Source organism: Acidovorax sp. LjRoot66 (assembly GCF_964253305.1).
Lineage (GTDB): Bacteria > Pseudomonadota > Gammaproteobacteria > Burkholderiales > Burkholderiaceae_C > Acidovorax.
On record NZ_CAXUQU020000001.1, the window covers coordinates 3,140,056 to 3,161,031 of the forward strand.

A 20,976-nucleotide genomic window follows, 5' to 3' on the forward strand; every position below is an offset into this window, starting at 1 on the left:
CCCCCCACAGTCCCAGCCCCAGCCGCAGCAGCGGCTTTTTTTGCGCCCGCCTGCGCTGTCCGAGCGCCTGCACCCGCAAGGAGCACCCCGCCATGCACACCACCCCCAACGACACCATCGAGGCCCTGGGCGCCACCGGCAGCAAAGCCATTGCCACCGGCGCCGGGCTCACCAGCTTTGGCTGGCTCACCTCCAACGAATTCCTAGGCCTGGTCGGCGCCGCCGTGGCCATCGCGGGCCTGGCCGTCACCTGGTACTACAAGCGCGAGGCCAACCGCCGCCAGGCACGCGAGCATGCGCTGCGCATGGCGCGCCTGCGCCAGGGGCTGGGCGAAGAGAGCGACCTGGGCGAGCAAGGGGCCGAAGAATGAGCAGCAGCACATCTGCCGGTGTCGACCGCCTGCGCTATTTCCCCCACCTGGTCGGCTCCCTCGCCCTGGCCAGTGCCGGCGTACTCACCTTTCTCGGCCAATGGGAGCCCGATCAGCGCGACCCCGGGCTGGTGTATGCCGATGCGCTCGCGGGCGGCCTGCCGACGGTGTGCAAGGGCATCACGCGGCATGTGACCCGCACGCCGGTGGTCGTGGGCCAGCGCTGGACGCCGGCGCGCTGCGCGCAGGAAGAGGGCGCCGCCATCGAGGTGCTGCAGCTGCGCCTGGCCCAGTGCTTCACGCGGCTGCCTCCGCAAAGCGTGTTCGACATGGCCACCAGCCATGCCTGGAACAACGGCGTGGGGAACACCTGCGCAAGCCAGGCCATGGTGGCGTGGAATGCGGGCGACTGGGCGCTGGGCTGCTGGCGGCTGGGTGTGTCGGACGGCGGCAAGCCGGTGTGGAGCTATGTGCGCACCGGCCGCATGCTGGCCGACGGCAGGCCCGAGATGCGCTTTGTGCAGGGCCTGGCCAACCGGCGTGCGGCGGAGACGACGGCCTGCCTGCAAGGTCTGCTGCAGGGGCACAGGCCATGACGGCGGCAGTGGACATTGTTCTCGGCATGGTGCTGGTCACCATGCCGGCCACGCCGCAGCCGGTGACCTACACCGCGACCTCGGGCGCCACCGTGCTGGGCTACAGCAGCGTGGCCGGCTGGGTGCCTGCGCAGCAGTGCTTCAACCGCTGCCAGACCATTGCGAACGCGCCTGTGCCGCTGCTGCGCGGCGAGTTGTCGCTGGCGGACATGGCCGACCTGGGCATCGTGATTCGCCGCGACGGCGTGCCCGTGCTGTCGTTCTGGCGCTTCTTCGGCAATGTGCCTGTGGCCTATGTGGAAGGGGGGCGGTAGTGGCGCCGCTGCTCATCACCCACACCGCTGCGGCCGTGCTCGGCGCGGCCTTGGCCGCCACCGCCGCCTGGCAGGTGCAGGACTGGCGCCTGGGTGGCCAGATCACCAGCCTGCAGGCCGCCCATGCCACCGAGCGTGCACGCGCCAGCCAAGCCGCATGGGCGGCAGAGCGCGCTACCGCCATCAAGTACCAAGGAGCCCTCAATGTTGCACGCACCCGTGAAGCCGCTTTGCAGCGCGATGCTGCCCGCGCTCGCGCTCTGTCTGACGGCCTGCGCGAGCAAGCCGCCGACGCCGCCCGCCGCATTGCCCATGGCGCTGCCCCCGCCGCCGTCGCTGAGTACGCCACTGCAATCGGTGAGCTATTCGCTGACTGCAGCCGAGCGCATCAAGAGCTGGCGCGACAGGCTGATGGCCATGCCGCTGATGCAAGAGCCCTCCGCGACGCCTGGCCAGGAATGACGATCCCCCTGAGTCGCTTCGCGCCTTCCCCGTGAAAGGGGGACGCCGCCAGTGCGGCGGGGCGGCCCTTGCACGGCGGCCCTGGCCTGGCCGCGCCGGTTTCAGATGCCGCTGCGCAATGCGCCGTTCTCGACTCAGTTGCAGGCGATGGTGCCTGGTGCTCCTGCGATCGCGGCATACCGGATCTGGAACGGCTGCGCCAGGTTGATGCTGGACGGGAAGGCCGAGAACACGGCCTGCTTCTGCGTGGGCGAGGCGATGGTGCCGACGCCGGACCAGCCGCCCTGGGGCATGAAGAGGGCGGTGCCAGCGTCGTAGGTGTACTGCGACACGGCCACCGAGGTGGCGCCCTGCACGAAGAAGAAGCTGCCGCTCAGAAAGCCCGGGTTGCCCGATGCGGCTGTGAGCAGCATGGTGACCTTCTGCGTCTCGGGGTTCACGCCGAAGTCGGCCAGCAGCATGCCGTTGGCGTTGTTCGACAGCGCGCCGGCGCAGGTGCGCGATGCGGCCGATACGTTGGTCACCTTCACCGTGTAGGTGCTGGTGATGGTCTTGCCCTGCAGCAGCACGCTGGCGGTGAACACGGCGTTCACATCGGCGGTCTGGCTGGCGGCCAGGAACACGCCCTGCGGCGTGATGGTGCCTGCCGAGGCGGGCACCACGCTCCACACGGCCACGGTGGGGGTGGTGCTGCCATCGGCATTGCGCACGGCGGCAGACAGAGTGATGGTGCCGGCCTCGTTCACCGTGGTCGGGCCCGAGATCTGCAACTGGGCTGCGGTGCTGGCGGCCACGGCCTGGGGTACGAAGTGCAGGGACTGCGGGTCCCACTTGAAGGTGACATCCCACTCGCCCGCGCCGGGCACCTTCAGGCGCTTGACGGTGAACGTGTCGACCGCATCGGTCTGGTAGCCGGACTGGGTGAGGTCGATGTCGATCGCCGCCGAGGCGGACATCGACAGGGTGGCGGCCGCGATGGCGGCGCAGATGGCTTTGAGCTGGGTTGGTGCCTTCATGAACGATCCCTTGTTATGTGATTTTTGGCGGCTGATCGTAACGGGCGAAGCCCTGCGCGCCGCTGCGCTGTCGTATTTGCGCCAAGCAGGCAAAGCCCTGATGGGGCCCCGGCTGCGGGGCGCTTTCTTCTGCCTGCGCCGTGGCATGCCATCACTCCACAACCCAGTACCGGCGCGGCCTGCGGGGCCACAGCCAAGTTGCCGTGCCGCCACCGTGGCAAGCGCGGCAAGCCCCTTCAACCCTTGAGTTCTGCCCATGCAAGCACACACGCAGTTACACCTTTGTACCCACCTGCACAGCGCCGCAGGTGCCATGGCCCTGACCATGCCCACGCGCACCATCACCAGCATCCGTGCCGGCGGCCTCAAGTCGCGCGTGGAAAAGCTACTGCACAGCCAGGCCGGCCAGCCGCTCACGCTGGGCGAGATCGGCGCCGCGCTGGACCTGCCCAAGACCTCCCACCCCGAGATCAGCAGCTGCCTGGCCAAGCTGCGCGAGGCCGGCGCCGTGCAGTCCGCCCCCGGCCCCGCATCGAGCGCGCGCGGGCGGCGCCAGGTGCAGCGCTACAGCATCCTGCTGCGGCGCGTGGGGGGCGATGTGCGCGTGTCGGAGATGGATGCGCGCCGAGCACTGGCCATGACCGGCGGATGAATTGCAAGGAGACCCCATGGACGACAGTGAGCACAGCGAAGAAGACCTGCACCTCATCGAGCTGCAGGCCCCGGGCAGCGCGCCCCTGCACGCCGGTGTGTCCGCATCGGGCCTGGTCTACCTGCGTGGCGATTTGCACCCACTGGGCAGCGCCACGGCCCTCATCAAGGCCGCGCGCGAGCACGTGCCCTATGCCGCGCTGGGCGCGGTGAACGTGCTCTTCCCGGCCGACTGGCTGCGCGGCGAATGCCTGCACGACGCAGACCGCCTGCGCGTGATTGCCGCGATGGAGCGCGTGGTGCGCGGGGCGGCTGCATGAGCGGCGATACCCGTGCGCCAACCGACCCCGCGTGTGCCGGCAAGGCCGCAGCCCCGGCGCCGCGCGTGCTCGCCATGCCCCTGCCAGCGGCCAGGCGGTCTGCGCTGCGGCCCCCGGGCCTGCAGGATGAAGGGGAGGGCGGGCCGCAGCACAGCGCGCAGCATGACAGCGTCACCCAGGAGATGGTGGTGCGCGAACTCGCGGGCATCGCCTTCTTCGACATCCGCAAGCTCTTCAAAGGCGATGGCAGCTTGAAGCGCGTGCAGGACCTCGACGGCGCCACCGCTGCGGCCATCGCCTCCATCGAGGTGGTGGAGATCGGCCCTGGCGGCCAGCTGGAGCTGGGCAAGAAGTTCAAGTCGCCCGAAAAGCTCAAGGCCCTGGACCTGCTGGGAACGCACCTGGGCATGTTCGCCAAGAAGGCCGACGACGCGCCCGACCCCTTGCGCAAGGCCCTGGCCCAGATGCCCGCCGACCGGGCCGAGGGCATGCTTGCGGCGCTGGAGCTGGTGAAGTCGATCAAGGGGAAGTCGCACGGTGGTGCATGAAATGAAACACCCCCTGAGTCGCTTCGCGCCTTCCCCCTCTCTCTCCTCGCTGCGCGAGTCGGGAGGGGGACGCCCCCAGTGCGGCGGGACGGCCCTTGCACGGGGGCACTGGCCTTGGTCGCGCCAGTTGCATGCGATGCGGGTGGCACGCAGCGCCATGGATAACTGACATGACAGGCCTGCCCGATGTGCTGGCCCACGCCTCCATCGAAGAGATCGAGGCCCTCGAAGCCCTGCTGCGCGACAAGCTCGCCGGCTGGCGCATGCGCCGCTTCTTTCAGGACGAGGGCCCCCTGCGCCGCGCGCTGTATGCGCGGCACCTGGCCTTCTTCAAGGCCGGCGCCACGCACCGCGAGCGCTGCTTCATGGCCGGCAACCGCGTGGGCAAGACCATCGGCGGTGCTTACGAAACCGCCCTGCATCTCACCGGCCGCTACCCCGCCTGGTGGGAGGGCCGGCGCTTCGATGGCCCCATCCAGGCCTGGGCCGCTGGCAAGTCGCTGGAGACCACGCGCGACATCGTGCAGCTCGAACTCTACGGCCCGCCGGGCCAGCCCGGCACCGGCATGGTCCCCGCCGACGACATCGCCAAGGCCCGCCCCCGCGCCGGCGCCAACGGCGCACTCGACTACCTGTGCGTGCGCCACCAGAGCGGCGGCGAATCGGTCATCGGCTTCAAGTCCTACGACCAGGGCCGCAAGGCCTTCGAGGGCACGGCCCGGCACTGGGTATGGCTGGACGAGGAGCCACCGGTGGCGGTGTACAACGAGTGTTTGACGCGGACTGCGACCACGCAGGGCTTGATTGCGATCACCTTCACGCCGCTGGAGGGGGCGACGGAGGTGGTGCTGGATTTTTTGACGAAGGGGGTGGTGGTGGGGGAAGTGGGCGGCGCAGCAGGTGTGGCGTGACGGCTGCTCTGGGGTTTGCTGAAATAGTACGATCACGCCCATGCGTGAATTTCAATTGCTCACCATCGCCGAATGCCATGCCCACATTGCGCCAGTGGTGGACGCGGCGTTGGGGCCACAAGGCTTTGTCAATGTGCGTCCGATGCTGTGGGTGAACAGCAGTGCCGCGCCCATTCGGCGCATCTTTGAGTATTGGCAGCTGGGCAGCGGTTTGTCGCCGCGGTGGGGCTATTCTTTCGACGCCGTGCCCCACTTGGCGGGTGGCAAGCCCAAATGGCACCGCACGGAAAAATCGGCCTTGCTCGATGCCTTTGTGGATGGCCAGGGTGCGGCGCACAACCTGTCCTGTATCTGGGGCGTGGATGGGCTGCTGACGGGCATGCCCGAGAAGGTGCACGCGGCAATCGCCCAGGCACAGGCGTTCTGGCAGGCGGCCCCCACACCTGCCCACGTCTTTGCGCAGGTGATCGAGATGGCCGAAGGGTCGAAGCAGCGCCATATGCAGCTGCCACTGCACATGGCCGCGGCCATGTGCCATGCCTTCGCGGGGCGCGAAGAGCAGGGGCGCAAGGAGCTGGCGCTCTTCATCAGCCGGGGCAAGGCCAAGGAGGAAGCGGTGCCCAAGCTATCGGATATTTTCGAGGGGTGGCTCAGGGATGGGTACAGGGCGGGCGCCTGAAGCGCAGAGCCACAGCGCTCGATTGCATGTTCATGCCCGACCAGCCCAACCCACCTGGCGCAAGCGCCCATGATCCCGGTGGCCGGAGGAAGCCCGCTTGGCCCGTAGATTCGCGGGTTTGCGCGCAATTTTCGGACTGCGGACGGTACCGCTATGCGCTGACGGAAGTCTGGGACGAAAAACGTCCCACCGTCATGTTCCTCTTGATGAATCCCTCTGTGGCGGGCGTGGAGCATGCCGATCCGACGCTGATCAAGACGGGCAGGCTCGCAAGGGCCTGGGGCTACGGCGGGCAATTGGTGGGAAACATGCACGCCTACCGCGTTACCGACAGCAAGCTGCTGGCTGGCGTTGACGACCCGGTAGGCCCCGGAAATGACGCGGCACTGCTGGAGATGGCGGGCGAGGCCCGGATGGTTGTGCTTGCTTATGGTTTGCCGCCAAAGCCGTTGCGTCCAAGAGCCCAAGCGGTGATCCGGATGCTCGGCGAAATGGCTTCCCTCCAGTTCCTTCGATTGACCCAGGATGGCACGCCGGCCCACCCGCTCTACCTGCCCAGGGGCCTGCTTCCTCAAAACTACAGCGTCGCTTGGTAGCGCGAGGCGCTAACGCCTTGCGCTAGGTCGCTTGCCCAGCAGCAGGGCTGCCAGGCCCTGGGCCGTAGCGTTGCCCTTGGCGGCAGAAGCGCGGATGTGTTTGTGGATGGCCTCGGTCGATTCCGTGGCGGCAATGGATCGTGCCTTCTTGGCTCCCACTTTGCCTCCTGTGGATTGTTCGGCTGGCGCAGGCGGGCTTTTCTGATTGCGCCTAGCCGCAGGCTTGGCAGGGGTATTACCTCTCTGGCTACCAGCAACTGGTCTTGGTGCGGTTGACTCAACGGGTGTGTGCTTCGGTACCGATGGCGGCTTGCTCTTTTGGCGCAACCTGCGCACCTCGCGCTCGAGCGCCGCATGGTCTTGCAGCGGGGCCACCAAGTCGGCCAGTCCATGTGCCTGGTTGATGAGCCACATGCACATCACATACGAGGCCATGGCCACGGACGGGTCGCCCCGCTCGATGCGGGCCATGGTGGGCTGCGACACGCCCAGCTTGCTGGCCCACTGGCCCTGCGTTTCGCCCCGGCGCTTGCGCGCGATGGCGATGTTCAGGCCAAGCCGCTCGATCTCGCGCAGCACTGCTGACGGGTGCTCCGAGTGAGGTGCGTTTTGTCGCGGCATTCATAGATATTAATGAAATTGCAGTTTTGTGCAAATCTATGAATAAGTCTGTTCGCAGGGGAGCGCGACAGGCGTGGCGAACCCAAGGCTACCTACCGTGTGTCTACCTACTTCGCATTTTTTGGAAGCACCCTATGAGCAAAGCCATCATCCAGGCCGGCTGGAACGACGTGCCCCACCTTGACGAGAAGACCAAGCAGGAGCTGGCCGAGAGCTTCCCCCTGCACGAGCGCGAGGCGCGCATGAACGGCGTGCCCGTGCTGGGCAGCGGCAAGGTGTTCCCGGTGGCCGAGGAGTCCATCGTCGTGCCGCCGTTCGCGCTGCCCGCGCACTGGCCGCGCATCGTGGGCCTGGATTTCGGCTGGGACCACCCGGCCGCAGCCGCCTGGCTGGCGTGGGACCGCGACACCGATACGGTCTACGTGTATGACACCTTTCGCGTGCGCGAGACCAGCGTGGCCATGCAGGCCCCGCTGATCGCCGCGCGCGGCCGCTGGATGCCCGTGGCCTGGCCGCACGATGGCCTGCAGCACGACAAGGGCAGCGGCGAACAACTGGCCGGCCAGTACCGCACCCTGGGCGTGAACCTGCTGCCCGAGCGCGCCACGTTCGAAGACGGCAGCAACGGGCTGGAGGCGGGCATCAGCGACCTGCTCACGCGCATGCAGACGGGGCGATTCAAGGTGTTCAGCACCTGCGGGGATTGGCTGGAGGAGTGGCGGCTGTACCACCGCAAGGATGGGCTGGTGGTGAAGCTGCGTGATGATCTGCAGAGCGCGACCAGGTATGGGGTGATGATGCTGCGGTTTGCGGTGGTGGAGCCACGGGGTTCGACGTTGGCCGGGAGTGCCGGTGGGTATGGGGGGAGGAGAGGGGGGTATTGATGGTTGAGCGTACGCCGCCTGCTCGGACTGGGCCCGTGCTGCTGTGGTGGGTGGGGGGTCTTTTGCGCAGGCTGCAGCTGATGGAATTTCAGCGGACTGATGCTCTGGCGATGGCGTGTCTGTTTCAAGGGCGGAGGCCGGGATGTGCGCCCGGCGGCGCACCTACCTTCTTTTGCCTCGCCAAAAGAAGGTAGGCCAAGAAAAGGCGACCCCGCTGCCCGTGTCCCCACTCGCCCGTTGGGCGAGTGGGGCAACCTGCGATGCTCGGTCCTGGGGTGACGCCGAAGAACTCCCTGCGCTGCCTCTGCGAGGCAGCTCCGGTCAAACAGCTTCGGCGAGCCAGATGACGATGCGCGTGTCCTTCGGCACGCGCTCACCCCAGGCCCTGCGCTTCTCGGCACGGTCAGAAGGGGGTGGGAGCGGGCTCCACTCGGGCCATTGCTTCGCTCGGCCTGTGGTCCTTCGCTGCGCTCGGCTCGCCAGAGCGCTCACCGAACACGTCGGCAGCGCGCAGCGCGTAACCGACACCCGGCGCAGCTGCGAAGCAGCAGCCGTGCGGTACCCGCTCCCCACCCCTGCTGGCTGCGCCGAGAAGCGCAGGGGCTGGGGTGGGTGCGTGTGCCGAAGGACACACGCACTTCGTGCTCTAGCTTGCCGATGCTGTCTGAGCGGAGTTCGAAGAACGCAGCGAGTTCATCGGCACCACCCCAGGCCCGAGCATCGCAGGCTGCCCCCGTTCGCCCGACAGGGCGTACGGGGGACGCAGACTGGGGGCCGCCTTCTCTTTGGTGACTTTCTCTTGGCGGCCAAGAGAAAGTTACTGCGCCGCCGGGCGCACACCCCGGCCTCCGCCCTCAGCAAAAGCACGCAGCAACCACACGCACACTGCAGCGAGCAACCAGACAGGTTGGCGCGATCCCCGGGTTGCCGCCTGTTCGCCGCGCATCACTGTTCACGCCACATGAACATCACGAAAAAATGAACATCACCCCCTGTGCCACTGCCGAGCGACATCACGCCGCCCGCAATGCCCTGCCACGCGGCTGCACCACCGGTCTGGCGCTGCGCTGACCCGGCACCGCAGCCCGCGTTGCCGACGGCACCACCCTCGCCTCCAGCCGAAACACCTGCACCGAATCCGCCACCGCACCCGCAGTGCGCGTCAACCCCTGCGCCGCAGCCGCCACCTGCTCCACCAGCGCCGCGTTTTCCTGGGTGATGGTGTCGAGCTGACCCACGGCGGTGTTGACCTCGGAGATGCCGGCCAGTTGCTCCTGGCTGGCGTGGCTGATCTCGCCGACCACAGCGCTCACGCGCTGCACGCCTTCGACCACCTCGACCATGGTGGCCTGGGCCGCCTGGGTGCGCTGTTGGCCTTGCTCCACGCGGTGGGCCGACTGGTCGATCAACTGCTTGATCTCCCGGGCGGCCTCGGCGCTGCGGCCGGCCAGGCTGCGTACCTCGCTGGCCACCACTGCGAAGCCCCGGCCCTGCTCGCCGGCGCGGGCGGCCTCCACGGCGGCATTGAGCGCCAATATGTTGGTCTGGAAGGCGATGGCGTTGATCACCTGCGTGATCTCGCCAATGCGGTCGGAGTCGCCCTGGATGTCGCGCATGGTCTGGCCCACACTGTCCACCGCCTCGCGGCTGCGCGTGGCGGCCGCGTTGGCCTGGCCTGCCAGGGCCGTGGCCTGGCGGGCGGCGTCGGCGCTTTGGCGCACGGTGCCGGTGATCTGCTCCATGGACGCCGCCGTCTGCTCCAGGCTGGCGGCCTGCGACTCGGTGCGCGCCGACAGGTCCAGGTTGCCCTGTGCGATCTCCTGCGCGCCCAGGCGCATGGATTCGCTTTCATCGCGGGCATCGCGCACGATGGCGCACAGGTTGAACGACAGCTGGCCCAGCGCCTGCTCCAGATCACCCAGTTCATCGTTGCGGCCCCTGCGCACGGTGGCCGTCAGGTCGCCGGCCGCGACCCGGTTGGCCGCCAGGGTCAGAGCCGCGATGGGCCCCACCAGCAGCCGCGCCAGGTACCACCAGGCCGCCCCGAACAGCGCCAGCTGCAGCGCCCAGCCGGCGGCACCGGGCAGCAGCATGCCGGTGGCCAGCGAGGCCGCCAGCAGCGCCAGCAGCACCAGCCCCAGCCGGGCCGCGAGGCCCAGCGTTGCCAGCCCGTGCGCCACGCGCCCCACCAGCGTGTGCCGCACCACGCGGCCCGAGCGCAGCCCGTGCACGCGCCGCCCGGCCTGCTTTTCTGCGCGCATGGTGGCGTACAGCTGCTCGGCCGCAGCGATCTGCGCGCGCGTGGCCTCGGTGCGCACCGACATGTAGCCCACGGGTCGGCCGTCCTGCAGCAGCGGCGTGGCGTTGGCCATCACCCAGTAGTGGTCGCCGTCCTTGCGCCGGTTCTTCACCGGGGCCGACCAGGGCCGGCCCGAGGCGATGGTGGCCCACATGTCGCGAAACGCCTCCTCGGGCATGTCGGGGTGGCGGATCATGTTGTGCGGCTGGCCCACGAGCTCATCGCGCGTGTACCCGCTCACGGCCACGAAGGCCGCGTTGCAATGCGTGATGCGCCCCTGCGTGTCGGTGGTGGAGACAAGGGTCTGGCCCTTGGGGACAGCATATTCCTGTCCGGTGGTTGGCAGGTTCAGGCGCATGGTGTTGGGCTCCGCTGGACAATGCAGACGATTGTCCGGATGCCACCGCAAGTGCGCCTTGATGAAGGTCAACGTTTGCTTGACGGGGCTCAATCTGGTGGGTTTGACCTTGGCGTTCGTTCTGTGGAGTTCGCCCTTGCCAGGGCGGGGCAGGGGCACATTGTGCAATGCGTGCGCAGGCATGGCGCCATGCCGCCAAGGGGGCAACCCTCTTGCCCTGGAAATCTCTCGGTTTCTATTCATTTATCTATTCATAAATCTATTCACCCGGACTAAGATACCTGCATGCCGACCTCCACCCGCCGCCACGCCGACCAGATTCGTGACCTGCTGCGCAGCGGGCTGAAAACCGCGCGGGAATTGGCGGATAACCTGGGAACAAGCCAACCCACAGTGTCCCGGGCGCTGCAGGCGCTGGGGCCGGATGTGCTGCGTCTGGGGGCTTCACGATCTATTCAGTATGCGCTGCGCGATGCCTCGCGGGCGGACCTGGTGGCGCCGATCTACGGGGTGACTGCCGAAGGCCGGTTGCAGGGGCTGGGCACCCTGGTGCCGGTGTATCCCGAAGGCTTCGTGATGGCGCAGGCCGATGGTGCCGTGCAAGGGCACACGGATGGCCTGCCGTGGTGGCTTTTCGACATGCGGCCGCAGGGGTACCTGGGGCGGGCCTACAACCAGTGGCATGGGCCCGCGCTGGGGCTGCCAGAGCGGTTGGCCGACTGGAACGACTCGCACGTGATGCGCGCGCTGCTGCGTGAGGGGGGGGATCTGCCCGGCAACCTGCTGGTGGGCGATGCGGCGCAGCAGGCGTTCGTGAACGCGGGCGTGCCGGTGCCGATTGCGCTGGCCGGCAAGGCGCGGGCCTATGCGGCGCTGGCGCTGGCCGCAGCGCGCGGTGAACAGGCGGGATCGTCGGCGGGGGGCGAGCAGCCCAAGTTCACGGCCTACGCACAGTGCGGGGGCAGCGGCCGGGGGAGCGCTGCGGCGATGGCTGAGCCTGCCCACGTGATCGTCAAGTTCAGCGCTGCGGTGCAAAGCCCGGTGAGCGAGCGCTGGCGCGACCTCTTGCTGGCGGAGCATGTGGCGCTGCAGGTGCTGCGGGACCATGGCATCGCAGCGGCGCGCACGCAGGTCATCGACCATGGCGGGCAGCGGTTTCTGGAGGTGGAGCGTTTTGACCGGGTGGGCGCGCTGGGACGGCGCGCGCTGCACTCCCTCACCGCTTTGGACTTGGAGTTCGTGGGCCACAGCGGGCGCTGGCCCGAGATGGTGGCGGCCCTGGCGCGCGAGGGGGTGGTGCAGCCCGAGGCGGTGGACGCCGCCGGCCTGCTGTGGGCCTTTGGCACCCTGATCGGCAACACCGACATGCACAGCGGCAATTTGTCGTTCATGGCCGAACAGGGCCGGCCGTACCAACTGGCGCCGGCCTATGACATGACGCCCATGGCCTTTGCGCCCACGGCGGCGGGCGAGGTGCCGGTGCGCCCGCTGGCGCTGGTCATCGGCCCGCAGGTGGCGCCGCACACCTGGCGGCAGGCCCTGGCGCTGGCGCAGGATTTCGTGGGCCGACTCGCGGGCCTGGGTCGCAAGGGCGGCGCAAAGGGCGGTTTCAGCGAGGGCTTTGCTGCATGCATTGATGCGCTGTCGGCGCATGTGGCGCAGGCCGGGGAGCGGATCGGCCGGCTGGGCGCATAGGTGGGTGTGGGTGTATCTCGGGTGGCGCGGAAGAACCCGCTCATTGCGGCCCGTGTCCTGCTCGATAGCAAGCGTGCGCCTTGCTGCCGCTCCCACCGAGGCGCTGTTGTACTACCCGGGCTGCATCGGTCGGCAGGGTGTGATGCCGCCGATGGCATGCCGGGCGTTGTTGCCGTCCGCCGCGAGCGTTGAATGGGCTTTGCGTTGGTCTATCGCACCACGCCCGCGTCCTGTCCGAACAGCAGGCCGCGCGATGCCGCGTCGACCACCGGGGCCGTGTTGACCTCGTTGGCCTTCTGGTAGGCGCGCACTGTGGCCGGCCGCTCGCGTACGCGCTCGAACCATGTTTGCAGGTGCGGAAAATCCGACAGCACCTGGCGCTGGCGTTCGTGGGGCACGATCCACGGGTAGCACGCCATGTCGGCAATGGAATAACCGTCGCCTGCGATGAAGGTGCGCCCGTCACCCAGGTGCTTGTTCAGCACGCCGTACAGGCGCGAGGTCTCCTTCACGTAGCGCTCGATGGCATAGGGCAACGGCTCGGGCGCATATTGCACGAAATGGTGGTTCTGCCCGGCCATGGGCCCCAGGCCCCCCATCTGCCAATACAGCCATTGCAGCACCAGGTTGCGCCCGCGCAGGTCCTGCGGGATGAAGCGTTGCGTCTTGTCTGCCAGGTACTGCAGGATGGCGCCCGATTCGAACAGCGACAGTGGTGCCCCGCCGTCGGCCGGTGCATGGTCGACGATGGCCGGGATGCGGTTGTTCGGTGCGATGCGCAGGAACTCGGGCGCGAACTGCTCGCCGCGGCCGATGTGGACCGGCACGATGCGGTAGGGCAGTGCGGCCTCCTCCAGAAACATCGTGACCTTGTGGCCGTTAGGCGTCGTCCAGTAGTGCAGGTCCAGCATGTCAGGCACCCGGTGCTGCGGACAGGCGGGCGTTCTGCGGAAACATGGCGCGCCGCGTTTCATCGTCGACCTCGGTCTTGAAGGCGTGCCGGGTCTTCAGCGCTTCGGCGCGCTGGGCAGCGGGCCGGGCGTTCACGGTGTCGAGCAGGCGCTTGACATGGGGCAGCTTGTCCCACGGGTCGGTGCCCAGCACATAGGGCACGGCGCGGGCCCAGCCCCAGACGGCCATGTCGACCAGCGTGTACTCCTCGCCCAGCATCCAGGTGCGGGTGGCCAGGCGCTCGTTGATGAGCGTCCAGTGCCGCCATGCCTCGAAGTCGTAGCGGTTGAGCGCATAGGTCTTGGGCTCGGGTGCCACGTGCCTGAAGTGCACCGACTGCCCCGAATAGGGCCCGATGCCGGTGGCCACGAACATCAGCCACGAGTGCATCGCAGCGCGCGCCGCTGGCGTGTTCTCGGGCAGGAAGAGGCCGGTCTTCTCCGCCAGGTACAGCAAAATGGCGTTGCTGTCGAAGACGACCGCGTCGCCATCGACCAGTGCGGGTGTCTTGCCATTGGGATTGATGGCAAGAAACGCCGGCGTGTGCTGCTCGCCACGGCGGGTGTCCACCGGCACCATCTCGTAGGGCAGGGCGGCCTCCTCCAGGAACAGGGCGACCTTGGCGGGGTTCGGTGATGGGTGGTAGTAAAGCTTGATCATGGGGATGTGTCTCAGGGGGTGGAAAGAACCTGCTCGCACAGGGCAGCGAAGCCATCGACGATGTGGTCGTAGGCCATGTTGGGGTGGGGGTCGGGCGGGCCCGCCGGCCCCCACTCGTCGGGGCGGGCGACGAAGGCAGTGCGCAGGCCTGCCGCATGCGCCGCGTTGAGGTCGAAGTTGTGGCAGGCCACCATCAGGATGCGCTCGGGGGCCAGGTTCAGCCAGCGCGCTGCCGTGGCGTAGGCTTCGCGGTGCGGCTTGTAGACGCCGATCATCTCGCACGAGACGATGGCGTCCCAGGTGAAGCCGTTGCGACGCGACACGTCGATGACCAGGGCCGTCGGCAGCATCGTGAACGAGACCACCGGCACGCGCGCACGCAGCGACGCCAGCGCCGGCGCAAAGTCGGGCCAGGCGCGCAGGCGGTGCCAGGCGCGCCACAGGTGCGTGCGGCCTGGCGCATCCAGTGCCGGGAGCCCGAAGGCCAGCACGGCCTCGTCCAGTGCACGCAGGTGCACGTCGTCCATGTTGAACGCCGGCTGCACCTGGCCGACAATGCCCTGCATGGTGCTGCGCCGCCATGCATTGGCGAATGCGTGGCGGTCAAAGGCCAGCCCCTGCCAGGCAGGCACCCGGGCCAGTTCATCGACCAGCGATCCGTGCCAGTCCAGCACCGTGCCGCCCGTGTCGAAGGCTACTGCGTCGTATTGCATGGGAGGGCCTTGCTTGTTTGCTTGTTTGTTGGTGGGCGTCAGGAGGCTGCGGTGTACTCGCCCCGAGCCGGGTAGTTTTTCGCCAGCGCGAAGTCCAGCGCATCGCGCAGCTCATCAAAGTGTGGCCGCGCAAACGGCATGGTCTGCACGGCACCGTAGTACAGCGTGCCGTCCGGGCGCACCAGGAACACGCCGGGTTCGGAGAACAGCGCCGGCTCCTGCAAGCCAATGGACGTCATGCCGCGCGAGGCGCTGATGTACAGCCCCCAGGCACGGGCCACCGCCAGCGGCAGGCTGTGGCCTACGCGCAGGCCGGGCGCGCGCAGCTTGTCCGCCATGGCCTGTGCGCGCTCGGCGGTGTCGCTGGACACCGCCACCACCTTCACCCCGCGCTGTTCAAACTCTGGCAGCAGACGGCTCAGCTCCAGCAGGTAGCGCAGGCATATCGGGCAGTGCAGACCCCGGTAGAAGACGACCAGGGTGAAGTTCTGTGGTGCGTCTGCTGCGAGTGTGAAGTCGCCGTGGGCCAGCGTGGGCACGGACAGGGCGGGTACGAGTTGGCGTGGCATCAGCACAGTGAGGTCCTTGGCATTTCAAATCACAGGGTCACTGTAGCAGCCAAAGTGAGACGTATGGAATCAATACGTCTCCGATAAGATACCATTCGTCTCATGTCTGATCGCCTCTCGACCCTGCTGGCCCGTTTTCAGCTGCACGCGCGCGTGTTGCACCGTGGGGCATTGCCGGGCGTGCTGGACCTGAGCGCAAGCCAGCATGGCAGCCATCTGCACCTGCTATGCGAGGGCCAGATGGAGATGGCAACGGCCGCAGGCGCGCGCCTGGTGGTGAGCGAGCCCAGCGTGCTGCTGCTGCCGCGCCCGCTGGGGCACCAACTGGTGCCGGCGCGGGGTGCTGTGCCTGAACTCGTCAGCGCGGCCATCGATTTCGGTCCGAGCGATGAAAACCCGCTGCTGCGCGGCCTGCCGGATGTGCTGCACGTGCCGCTGGCGCAGCTGCAGGCGGGCGGGGCAGCGCTGGTGCTGGTGCAGCAGTCGCTGGTCGTCGAGGCGCAGGCGCAGCGCTGCGGACACCTGGCGGTGGTGGACCGGCTGGTCGAGGTGCTGGTGATCCAACTGCTGCGGCATGCGATGGCGCAGCGCCTGGTCGACGTCGGCGTGCTCGCCGGGCTGGCCGATGTGCGATTGGCGCGCGTGCTCAATGCCTTGCACGCCGAACCTGAACGCCCCTGGACGCTGGACACGATGGCGCTGCTGGCCGGCATGTCGCGCGCGCGTTTTGCGGCCCGGTTCGGCGCCGCGCTGGGCACGCCGCCCGCTGAATACCTGGGTACCTGGCGTATCGGGCTGGCGCGCTCGTTGCTGCGCCAGGGCATGTCGGTCAAGCAGGTCGCGCCCGAGGTCGGCTATGCCAATGCCAGCGCGCTCGCGCGCGCCTTCACGCAACGCCTGGGCCAATCCCCTACGGCATGGCTGGCGCAGGAATCACGGGGGGCGGGCTGAGAATCTTTCGCCATGCCCGCCTTGCACGCCAAAACACCCCGGCCCGTCGGTGCAAATGCGTGCTTGCCATGGCCCAGCCATGGCTGTGCTTTGCGCCTGGATTCAAGGCGTTTTGGCGCGCCCTGACCGGGATGGTGAACATGCCCAGGCACCCAGACTGCCACGCGCGGCCGGGGTCTGCCCATGCATTGGAACGAACCCGCATAGCGCCTGCCCACCCCATCGCTGGACCATCGGGCACCGCTGCAGGTGGCTGGCCAGCGCGTAGACGTCCTTCACGGCAGCCAGGGGGTCGGCAGCACCTGGGTATGGGTCTGCGCTCTTGACAGGCCGGCGCCGCCCCGAGGCGCCCTTGTCCTACCCGGAGCCGGCTTGGGCTGCGGCATATTGCGCTGATGGCGAAAGACCACCACGACCAAGATGGCGCTGTTGACCCCGCAGCCGCTCTAGGAACGTGCGCGGCAGAAGGAGCATCGGCTGCAACGCCCGACAAACCGGTCTCGCCGGGTATCACCTCCGGCGCCCAGGGGGCCACCCTGGGCTTGTCGGTACTACCCAGCGATCCTCGGTTTTCGAGCGTTTCGCTTCGATGCCTTCTGCCGCGCACGCTCCTAGCCCCTGTGGTGCCCGCAAGGCGGGCGGTTGCCCAACTCATGGCGGTGCTGCCATGCCTGGCGCTGCTGACCGCCTGCCAGGGCCAGACGGACCTGGCCGCCAGCGGCTGCCTGCCGCTGCGCGTGCCGGCGCAGGTGGTGCTGGTGCAGGAGGCCGGGCTGTATGCGGTGGGCGGCGATGCCAAGGGCAAGACGCTGGTGCTGTCGCCGCATCCGCGCAATGCCGCCAACGACGATTTTCACGGCACACGGCTGGTGCGCACACTGGCGCCGGGCACGCGGCTGGGCATTGACCGCCTGCAGCAGGCCTGGGGCTTCGACGTGGGCAAGGGGCGCATCAGCGCCTTTGGCACGGTGGCCGGTGGCGAGCGCTTCGAGTACGGCTGGGGTGGTGGCACGGTGATAGGCCGCGCCCCGTGGGAGCCAGCCACCGTGCCCCATCTGCGCACGGTGGCGTGTGGCGATTGATCGCGCAGCCTCCCGGCCCGCACGCAACCCTCAAAAAAGGAGCATTCCATGGCGAACATTCACCCCCACCTTCGCGCTGGCGTGCTCACTGCGGCGCTGCTGCTCGCCGCCGGCACCCCGGCCCTGGCCCAGACGAGCGTGCTGTACAGCGCGCGCCCCGCCGTCGGGCTGAGCGTGAGCGACAAGATGGCGGCCCGGCAGGCGCCGGTGGAGTTCACCGTGACCATGCCCGATGGCAAGACGACCACCGCCACGGCCCAGCCCCAGGGCGGCGGCGAGAGGGCCGGCACCGTGCACTACCCCAGCGACTTCGGCAATGCCGGCACGCGTGTAGGTGACTACACCTGGGCCGCCCGGGTGGGCGGCAAGGTGGTGCAGACGGGGCGGTTTGCCTACCGACCGGCACAGGGTGGGCAACTGCTGTTCGTGCCTGGGTAGGCGTTCGTCGAATACGTCCTACGTAGTCGATAACATGGTGTGGAATATCATGCGCCATGAAACAAAATGTTAGCGAAGCTTGCGTCCTGGCGCGCCCGGGCGTGCCGCGCACTGGCTGCGTTGCGGCCCTGTTTCCCGTGCCGGGCACGGCATTTTGCGCAGGTGCCGGGTCATGAGGCTGGTCAGCACCCATCGAAGGGCCCTGCATGCGCTGGGGGTGACGCTGCTGGAGCTGCTGATCACGGTCACGCTGATCGGGCTGCTTTCGGCAGTGGCCATGCCCAGCTACAAGGCGTACATCGAACGCGCCAAGGTCGCCGCTGCCAAAAAAGACATTCTGGAAATCAGCGCCATGCTGGACCGGTACGTCAACTTCAAGCACGTGTTCCCGGCAAGCCTGGCCGATCTGCCCTTTACCCGGCTGGACCCCTGGGGCAACCCCTATCGCTACCTGTCGATGGACGGCGCCACTGTCGGCCAAAAGCGCAAGGACAAGTCGCTGCACCCGCTCAACAGCGACTATGACCTGTACAGCATGGGGCCTGATGGCGCGAGCCAGACGCCGTTGACCGCCAAGGCCAGCCGCGATGACATCATCCGCGCCAACAACGGGAGCTTCATCGGCGTCGCCGAGGATTATTGAATGCGCCTGAGTCCGGCCCATGCCATCCTGCACAGCCGTGTCGGGCGCCAGCTGCTGGCCACGTTCTTCGTGCTGGTGGCGGTGCCGGTGGGGGCCCTGTCGCTGCTGGCCTACCAGCTCACGGAGTACGTCGTGCAGCAGTCTGCAGCGCAGCTCAGTGGCGAGCTGGCCAAGGCCGTGGGCATCAACCTCATCGACCGGCTGCGCGCCGCAGAAAGCCTGCTGCATGTGCACGGGCTGCCCTCCGGCCAGGGCCCCGGGCCCGTGCCGCTGGACCAGCGGCTCGAGAGCGTCTTTGCCAGTGTGGACCGGCTTTTCCCTTCGGAGCTTGCACCGATGCCGCAGGGCCGCAGCACCTTGCGCGTGGTGGGCGCCCCACAGCCCGGGGTGGCGCCCACCGTGGAATTGATCGTGCCCTTTGCAGGCGCCGTGGTGCGCGGCCGGTTCACTGCAGACTACCTGTGGGAGAACGCGCAGTCGGGCACGCATCGCATCTGCTTTTCGGGCCCGCAGTTGTCTGCACCCTTCTGCCAGGGGGTAGAGGGGCAGGCCGCCAACGAGGTGCGCACGCAGCGCGAGATCTTCTTCACGCCCTATTTCGATGCGCCGGCCTGGACCATCACCACCACCCTGCAGCCGGACGTGCGGCGCTACCTGCCCATTGGCGTGGCGGCCTTGGTGGGCAACGTGGCCGCCATCGCATTTCTGCTTGCGCTGGTGAGCAGCTCGGTGGTGCTGCGCAGGCTGACCCGCCCGCTGGATGCGCTCACCTCGGGCACGCGCGCCGTGCTGGAGGGCGATTTCACGCGCAGGGTGCAGATCGCCGGCAGACGCAACGAATTCACCGACCTGGCCGACTCCTTCAACGCCATGACCGAAGAGGTGGGGCGCGACCTTGCGCTGGTGCGCGTACTCGCGCAGATGGACCAGGCCATCATCGGGCAGCGCCCGTTTGCCGAGGTGGTGCGCCTGATGCTCGCGCACCTGAACGCCCAGGCGGGTGGCGCGCCGGTGGGCGTGGTGCAGTGGCCAGCCGGTGCGCCCCGGCCGCTGGTGCTGTCCCTGGCGGCCGATGGAACGCTGGCGCAGCGCGAGACAGGTGCGCCGCGCGACGCGGGCCTGCCGCAGGCAGGGGAGGGGGCCGACCCTGCGGGGGGCGAAGGGCCCTGGCACGACCTGCCCGTTGCGCACACCGGCACCCAGCGGGTGTGGCTGCGCCTGGAGCGCCTGCCGGCACCCGAGGGGCGCGCCGGGCGCGAGCTGGCCGCACTGGGCCAGCGGCTGGCCGTGGCCCTGCACGCCGAGCAGCACGAGCAGCAACTGCGTGAACGCGCCACGCGCGACAGCCTGACGGGCCTGCTCAACCGCTTCGGGCTGGTCGAGGCCGTTGACCAACTGGTGCAGGCGCAAGCCGCAACGCCCTTTGCTGTGGTGTACATGGACCTCGACGGCTTCAAGGAAATCAACGATGCCTATGGGCACGACGTGGGGGACTGCGTGCTGCGCGAGGTGGCGGCCCGCCTGCGCAACTGCATAGGCCCTCGCGCACTGGCCATGGCCCGCCCGGGGGGCGACGAGTTCGTCTTCGTGCTGCCCGCAGACGCACAGGCGGCGTTGCGCGCCGACATCGAATCGGTCATGCAGGCCGTGCGCGTGCCGTACAGCGTGCCCCCGCGCCTGCTGCCCCTGGCGGCCAGCCTGGGCATGGCGCACTACCCCGCGCATGGCGCCTCGCAGGACGAACTGCTCAAGCACGCCGACCTGGCCATGTACACCGCCAAGGGCGCGGGCCGCAATGTGCTGGTGGAGTTCGAGCCCGCGCTGGCCGCAGAGCAGGCCGGGCGGCTGGCGCTGCGCCACGACCTGCGCCACGCGCTGGCCGGGCAGCAGATGTTCGTGGTGTTCCAGCCGCGCGTGCGCGCACAGGGCCGCCAGGTCGCCTCGGTCGAGGCACTGCTGCGCTGGCGCCACCCCGACAAGGGGCTGGTCTCGCCCGACACCTTCATTGCGCTGGCCGAAGAGTCCGGCTTCATCATCGAGCTGGGCCTGTGGGTGCTGCGCCAGGCGCTACAGCAGTTTGCGCTGTGGCGTGCCGACCCGCTGGTGCCCGTGCGGCATCTGTCGGTCAACCTCTCGCCCGTGCAACTGGCCGACCCGGCGTTTCCCGCAGCGCTGCACGCGCTGCTGCAGGAGTTCGGCATCCGCCCCGGCGAGCTGGAGCTGGAGATCACCGAAGGCGCGCTGATCCAGGACGTGGATGCCGCCGTCACGCGCCTGGCGGCGCTGCGCGCCCACGGCGTGGCGATTGCGCTGGACGACTTCGGGGTGGGCTACTCGGCCATGCGCTACCTCAACCGCCTGCCGTTCGATACGCTCAAGATCGACAAGAGCTTTGTGTTTGCCTTTGGCGTCGAGCGCCCCGCACTGGCCATTGCCACCGCCATCGTGGCCCTGGCCAAGGCGCTGGACAAGCGCGTGGTGGCCGAGGGGGTCGAGACGCCCATGCAGGCCGACCTGCTGCAGGGCCTGGGCGTGAACGAGCTGCAGGGCTACCTGTACGGTAAGCCGCAGACGGCTGCAGAACTCGCCAGGCTGTGGCGCAGCGTTGAGGGCACAGAAAGACCTTCTGGCGGCCCATAGCCTTGCGC

At 68.4% G+C, this 20,976-nt stretch carries 24 protein-coding genes; 17 read left to right on the forward strand and 7 right to left on the reverse strand.

Features of this window, described 5'->3' with window-relative positions; genetic code table 11:
* Positions 1-92: 92 nt before the first annotated feature.
* The 4 genes from ACSQ3Y_RS14785 to ACSQ3Y_RS14800 all read left to right on the forward strand — a co-directional run bounded on the left by ACSQ3Y_RS14785 (position 93) and on the right by ACSQ3Y_RS14800 (position 1,743).
* Positions 93-371 carry a holin gene (locus ACSQ3Y_RS14785; protein ID WP_179679662.1) on the forward strand — a complete coding sequence of 93 codons (279 nt, stop codon included), beginning with the start codon at positions 93-95 and terminating at the stop codon, positions 369-371.
* Positions 368-967, forward strand: coding sequence for a lysozyme (locus ACSQ3Y_RS14790; RefSeq protein WP_436177839.1), 600 nt, complete (start codon positions 368-370; stop codon positions 965-967). The genes ACSQ3Y_RS14785 and ACSQ3Y_RS14790 overlap by 4 nt, the downstream gene beginning before the upstream one ends.
* On the forward strand, positions 964-1,281 hold the full coding sequence (locus tag ACSQ3Y_RS14795) for a hypothetical protein (RefSeq protein ID WP_436177840.1): 318 nt from the start codon (positions 964-966) through the stop codon (positions 1,279-1,281). The genes ACSQ3Y_RS14790 and ACSQ3Y_RS14795 overlap by 4 nt, the downstream gene beginning before the upstream one ends.
* 204 nt (positions 1,282-1,485) lie before the next feature.
* Complete coding sequence (locus ACSQ3Y_RS14800) at positions 1,486-1,743, forward strand: hypothetical protein (RefSeq protein ID WP_436177841.1); 258 nt, start codon at positions 1,486-1,488, stop codon at positions 1,741-1,743.
* Positions 1,744-1,877: 134 nt separating this feature from the next.
* Here ACSQ3Y_RS14800 and ACSQ3Y_RS14805 read toward each other — a convergent pair whose 3' ends face one another.
* Complete coding sequence (locus ACSQ3Y_RS14805; RefSeq protein WP_436177842.1) at positions 1,878-2,759, reverse strand: hypothetical protein; 882 nt, start codon at positions 2,757-2,759, stop codon at positions 1,878-1,880.
* Between the two features lie 256 nt (positions 2,760-3,015).
* On the opposite strand from ACSQ3Y_RS14805, the gene ACSQ3Y_RS14810 reads away from it, so the two are divergent.
* The 6 genes from ACSQ3Y_RS14810 to ACSQ3Y_RS14835 all read left to right on the forward strand — a co-directional run bounded on the left by ACSQ3Y_RS14810 (position 3,016) and on the right by ACSQ3Y_RS14835 (position 6,464).
* Positions 3,016-3,411, forward strand: coding sequence for a hypothetical protein (locus ACSQ3Y_RS14810; RefSeq protein WP_436177843.1), 396 nt, complete (start codon positions 3,016-3,018; stop codon positions 3,409-3,411).
* Positions 3,412-3,427: 16 nt separating this feature from the next.
* Entirely contained in the window at positions 3,428-3,730 is a 303-nt protein-coding gene (locus tag ACSQ3Y_RS14815) for a hypothetical protein (RefSeq protein ID WP_436177844.1), read from the forward strand.
* A complete protein-coding gene (locus ACSQ3Y_RS14820) occupies positions 3,727-4,278 on the forward strand; it encodes a terminase small subunit (RefSeq protein ID WP_436177845.1) in 552 nt (183 codons plus the stop codon). Before ACSQ3Y_RS14815 ends, ACSQ3Y_RS14820 begins: the two co-directional genes overlap by 4 nt.
* Before the next feature lie 170 nt (positions 4,279-4,448).
* On the forward strand, positions 4,449-5,189 hold the full coding sequence (locus ACSQ3Y_RS14825; protein WP_436177846.1) for a terminase large subunit domain-containing protein: 741 nt from the start codon (positions 4,449-4,451) through the stop codon (positions 5,187-5,189).
* 40 nt (positions 5,190-5,229) lie between these two features.
* Entirely contained in the window at positions 5,230-5,868 is a 639-nt protein-coding gene (locus tag ACSQ3Y_RS14830; RefSeq protein WP_436177847.1) for a hypothetical protein, read from the forward strand.
* Positions 5,869-5,894: 26 nt separating this feature from the next.
* Positions 5,895-6,464, forward strand: a complete 570-nt coding sequence (locus ACSQ3Y_RS14835; protein WP_436177848.1) for a DUF1643 domain-containing protein — start codon at positions 5,895-5,897, stop codon at positions 6,462-6,464.
* 9 nt (positions 6,465-6,473) lie between these two features.
* Here ACSQ3Y_RS14835 and ACSQ3Y_RS14840 read toward each other — a convergent pair whose 3' ends face one another.
* Entirely contained in the window at positions 6,474-7,085 is a 612-nt protein-coding gene (locus ACSQ3Y_RS14840) for a helix-turn-helix transcriptional regulator (protein WP_436177849.1), read from the reverse strand.
* Between the two features lie 134 nt (positions 7,086-7,219).
* Here ACSQ3Y_RS14840 and ACSQ3Y_RS14845 point away from each other — a divergent pair, with 134 nt between their 5' ends.
* Entirely contained in the window at positions 7,220-7,969 is a 750-nt protein-coding gene (locus tag ACSQ3Y_RS14845) for a terminase (RefSeq protein ID WP_436177850.1), read from the forward strand.
* 1,013 nt (positions 7,970-8,982) lie between these two features.
* Here ACSQ3Y_RS14845 and ACSQ3Y_RS14850 read toward each other — a convergent pair.
* The gene (locus tag ACSQ3Y_RS14850; RefSeq protein ID WP_436177851.1) at positions 8,983-10,626 is read right to left on the reverse strand and encodes a methyl-accepting chemotaxis protein; all 1,644 of its coding nucleotides are present in this window, start codon (positions 10,624-10,626) and stop codon (positions 8,983-8,985) included.
* A gap of 285 nt (positions 10,627-10,911) precedes the next feature.
* Between ACSQ3Y_RS14850 and yjjJ the strand changes: the two genes are divergently transcribed.
* A complete protein-coding gene (gene yjjJ, locus ACSQ3Y_RS14855) occupies positions 10,912-12,321 on the forward strand; it encodes a type II toxin-antitoxin system HipA family toxin YjjJ (protein ID WP_436177852.1) in 1,410 nt (469 codons plus the stop codon).
* Positions 12,322-12,530: 209 nt separating this feature from the next.
* Here yjjJ and ACSQ3Y_RS14860 read toward each other — a convergent pair whose 3' ends face one another.
* From ACSQ3Y_RS14860 to ACSQ3Y_RS14875, 4 genes are read right to left on the reverse strand one after another with little or no spacing between them, the layout of a single operon-like run.
* Entirely contained in the window at positions 12,531-13,232 is a 702-nt protein-coding gene (locus tag ACSQ3Y_RS14860; protein ID WP_057202769.1) for a glutathione binding-like protein, read from the reverse strand.
* Between the two features lies 1 nt (position 13,233).
* Entirely contained in the window at positions 13,234-13,932 is a 699-nt protein-coding gene (locus tag ACSQ3Y_RS14865) for a glutathione S-transferase family protein (protein ID WP_428001352.1), read from the reverse strand.
* Between the two features lie 11 nt (positions 13,933-13,943).
* Positions 13,944-14,645 carry an HAD-IA family hydrolase gene (locus tag ACSQ3Y_RS14870; protein ID WP_436177853.1) on the reverse strand — a complete coding sequence of 234 codons (702 nt, stop codon included), beginning with the start codon at positions 14,643-14,645 and terminating at the stop codon, positions 13,944-13,946.
* 38 nt (positions 14,646-14,683) lie between these two features.
* A complete protein-coding gene (locus ACSQ3Y_RS14875) occupies positions 14,684-15,214 on the reverse strand; it encodes a peroxiredoxin-like family protein (protein WP_436177854.1) in 531 nt (176 codons plus the stop codon).
* A gap of 102 nt (positions 15,215-15,316) precedes the next feature.
* On the opposite strand from ACSQ3Y_RS14875, the gene ACSQ3Y_RS14880 reads away from it, so the two are divergent.
* From ACSQ3Y_RS14880 to ACSQ3Y_RS14900, 5 genes are all read left to right on the forward strand, one after another.
* The gene (locus ACSQ3Y_RS14880; protein ID WP_436177855.1) at positions 15,317-16,165 is read left to right on the forward strand and encodes a cupin domain-containing protein; all 849 of its coding nucleotides are present in this window, start codon (positions 15,317-15,319) and stop codon (positions 16,163-16,165) included.
* Positions 16,166-16,818: 653 nt separating this feature from the next.
* A complete protein-coding gene (locus tag ACSQ3Y_RS14885; RefSeq protein ID WP_436177856.1) occupies positions 16,819-17,247 on the forward strand; it encodes a hypothetical protein in 429 nt (142 codons plus the stop codon).
* Positions 17,248-17,295: 48 nt separating this feature from the next.
* Complete coding sequence (locus tag ACSQ3Y_RS14890; protein WP_057202774.1) at positions 17,296-17,685, forward strand: hypothetical protein; 390 nt, start codon at positions 17,296-17,298, stop codon at positions 17,683-17,685.
* Positions 17,686-17,857: 172 nt separating this feature from the next.
* Positions 17,858-18,328 (forward strand): hypothetical protein, encoded by a 471-nt coding sequence (locus tag ACSQ3Y_RS14895; protein ID WP_057269310.1) that lies wholly within the window; start codon positions 17,858-17,860, stop codon positions 18,326-18,328.
* Positions 18,329-20,968: a putative bifunctional diguanylate cyclase/phosphodiesterase gene (locus ACSQ3Y_RS14900; protein ID WP_436177857.1), complete on the forward strand. Its 2,640-nt coding sequence runs from the start codon at positions 18,329-18,331 to the stop codon at positions 20,966-20,968. It begins immediately after the preceding gene.
* Positions 20,969-20,976 lie beyond the last annotated feature (8 nt).